The organism is Marinobacter sp. AC-23, from assembly GCF_001858325.1.
GTDB lineage: Bacteria > Pseudomonadota > Gammaproteobacteria > Pseudomonadales > Oleiphilaceae > Marinobacter.
On sequence record NZ_MBPP01000085.1, the window covers coordinates 1 to 2,991 of the forward strand.

The following is a 2,991-nucleotide window of genomic DNA, read 5'->3' on the forward strand; positions in this document are numbered from 1 at the left end:
TCACCATTCGGTTTCTTGGGCTATTTGATACTGTTGCCGGCATTATTAACATCCAGAACGGCGACTTTACGCCAAGCAACAATCGTAATTCTCCCGTCAACCTGTATTTAGATCCGTCAACTATCACCAGCGCGGTGCAGTTTACCGCGATCGACGAATGCCGGGAAAATTTCGCCCTCAATAGCATTTGCCACCCAGATGGCACACTTCCCAATAACTTCCGTGAGATCGCGCTGCCAGGGGTTCATTCAGACATCGGCGGCGGCTATCACGACAGCCAAACGGAGCGGCTTTTGCTCCATCCTACGCTCAACATTAACGGCAGTGCTACGACATGGCCTGAACAAACTCCCCAATGGGACAACCTCTCAGAACTTAAAGCGAAAGCAGACGTAGAGGGTTGGATTGGGCCTCAGAGCATCCCGTTACCAGGGGGAGAACCTGCGTCCCTTAAGATTCACAAAAACGTACGAGAGCATCCCGTTCCAGACGGCCAGGTGGAGCTGAATCTGATCCTGCACAGACAAGTGGACGGAGAGCTTTCACAAGTCTACCTCCACTGTATGTATGGGCTGGCAAAACAAGCGGGCGTGCCGCTGGATGACATTCATGTAATTAGAGATGCAGCTGCGATTCCGAAAGAGTTGGAACTGACGTACAGAATAATTCAGGAACAGATCTGGCACGGAAGCAATCACCCCAGGTTACCAATCAACCAAAATGCCTTACTGAAGCAACGGTATATACATCACTCCGATCACTACAATCTAGATGAGTTTCTGATGCTTGATACTATCGTGCGCTCTCAAATCCCATTCTCAACCGCGACGTTCCTTTCACCGTTTAGACCAACGCCAAACCGGGAACGGATCGTTTATGGAAATAAACTGGATGTATAAAATAAGACTAGGAACGCTGTTAACATTGTTACTGATCACCCCGTTTGTAACCGGGTGCGTCTCAACTCCAAAAAGCAGCAACTTTATTGGACGCGTTAGTGTCGCGGCTCCCGAACATTATAAAGTATGGGTAGAGCACGTTGAGCTCGAAGCGTCCGGGATACGGCATTGGCGCATGCCTATGGGAGGAGTCAGCTGTTGTTGGAAGGGGCCTTATGGTCCCACTGGCTCTGGCGGTTCCATGGAACCATTTCCAGATTATATCGCCATTCAATGGTTCTCCTTCGCCGAGCAAAAGTTCTACCAACGGCTGTTTTCCTTGCCCAAAGGACTGAAGGAAAGAATGCGCAAGCACGTGACTTACACAACCGTCATGGGCACCTTCAGTCGACCACGAAAGATTCTCACCATCGGTTTGGCCCCAGGCGGCCAGATCGTTCTGTGGATTTCTAATCGCCCCGACAATGCCATTGAGGTCGGCCGTTTACAGGCCAACGAAATTGAAGGTGATGTTTCTAATTATGAAGTTGGAATTTATAACTATCTTGAAAAAAATGGTGACTACATAAAGAAGCATGGGGTACCCACTGAGGGTTGGTAGGGCAATCGATAGTTCCCCACTCGAGAGTGTCCCTATGTGCCAGCGCAGTTGTCGCCTGATTATTTCGGAGCCTGACTATGGTAGGTACAGTGTAATTATCATGGACAGGCACAGCTTAGCCTTCTTTCCTGAAGCAACAGTATGTGCACCACTCAGATCACTACAATCTGCATGAGTTCCTGATGTTCGGTACTATTGCTCGCTCTGAAATTCCATTTTCAACCGCTACTTTCCTTTCGCCTTTTCGGCCAACATCAAACCGGAAACGGACCATTTACGCGAATAAATCAGAGTCCTGATAATGACGGTTAAAACGACAACGATTGCTACGCTTATGGTGCTCTTTCTTTCTGGATGTGCCTCCCAACCCAACAATAATATTAAGGAATATATCGGTGTTGGTGCTCCTCAACATTACGATGTTTGGGTAGAGCGTTTTGAACTCGAAACCTCCAGCATCAGGCACTCGCGCATGCCAATGGGGAGTATCAGCTGTTGCTGGATGGGTCCAAATGGACCATCAGGAAAAGGAGCATCTACTGCACCCTTTCCAAATTATATTGCCATCCAGTGGTTCTCTTTTGCGGAACAGAAGTTCTATCAGAAAATCTTTTCTCTGCCGAAGGAGTTAGAAAGGAAAATGAGTGAGCATGTGACTTACACAACCGTTATGGGCGCGTTTAGTCAGCCAAGAAAGATTCTCACGGTCGGTGTGGCACCTGGCGGTCAGGTTGTTCTTTGGATTTCTAACCGACCAGACAACGCCATTGAGGTTGGTCGTTTCCAGGCTAATGAAATTGAGGGCGATACGTCGACGTATCAGGTGCGCACTGAGGAATATCTGGAACGCAGTGGCGACTATATTAGGCAGCATGGTATTCCTACAGATGGCTGGTAGTTAGTTTTAAAAACGACGAGTCTCCCGGCCAAGCCTGACACCTGTAGTGGTCAACTAATTCCAAACTGGCTTAGTGTCAGCAGTGGCCGTGATGGACAGGCACGGCTTAGTGGCCTGGTTGCACAAGTTAAGAGGGCATTTTCAGCTAATGGTATTCCCTGGCCGGAAAAAGTCACCATTCGATTTCTTGGGCTATTTGATACTGTTGCCGGCATTATTAACATCCAGAACGGCGACTTTACGCCAAGCAACAATCGTAATTCTCCCGTCAACCTGTATTTAGATCCGTCAACTATCACCAGCGTAGTGCAGTTTACCGCGATCGACGAATGCCGGGAAAATTTCGCCCTCAATAGCATTTGCCACCCAGATGGCTCACTTCCCAATAATTTCCGTGAGATCGCGCTGCCAGGGGTTCATTCAGACATTGGCGGCGGCTATCACGACAGCCAAACGGAGCGGCTTTTGCTCCATCCTACGCTCAACATTAACGGCAGTGCTACGACATGGCCTGAACAAACTCCCCAATGGGACAACCTCTCAGAACTTAAAGCGAAAGCAGACGTAGAGGGTTGGGTTGGGCGTTCTGATGC

The 2,991-nt window shown here is 48.8% G+C and carries 4 protein-coding genes; all 4 read left to right on the top strand.

The window, feature by feature from the left end:
• On the top strand, positions 1-899 hold an 899-nt coding region (locus BCA33_RS18975), incomplete at its 5' end, for a DUF2235 domain-containing protein (protein ID WP_139173061.1).
• Positions 877-1,500, top strand: a complete 624-nt coding sequence (locus BCA33_RS18980) for a DUF2931 family protein (RefSeq protein WP_254774633.1) — start codon at positions 877-879, stop codon at positions 1,498-1,500. The genes BCA33_RS18975 and BCA33_RS18980, both read left to right, overlap by 23 nt.
• A gap of 301 nt (positions 1,501-1,801) precedes the next feature.
• Positions 1,802-2,398 carry a DUF2931 family protein gene (locus tag BCA33_RS18985; protein ID WP_071268298.1) on the top strand — a complete coding sequence of 199 codons (597 nt, stop codon included), beginning with the start codon at positions 1,802-1,804 and terminating at the stop codon, positions 2,396-2,398.
• 222 nt (positions 2,399-2,620) lie between these two features.
• Positions 2,621-2,991 (top strand): DUF2235 domain-containing protein (locus BCA33_RS22600; RefSeq protein WP_302848236.1); only part of this gene is annotated, 371 nt, incomplete at its 3' end.

Excerpts from the sequence above, each read along its gene's own strand:
- BCA33_RS18980 (WP_254774633.1), top strand. The coding sequence starts at position 877 with ATGGAAATAAACTGGATGTATAAAATAAGACTAGGAACGCTGTTAACA.
- BCA33_RS18985 (WP_071268298.1), top strand. The coding sequence starts at position 1,802 with ATGACGGTTAAAACGACAACGATTGCTACGCTTATGGTGCTCTTTCTT.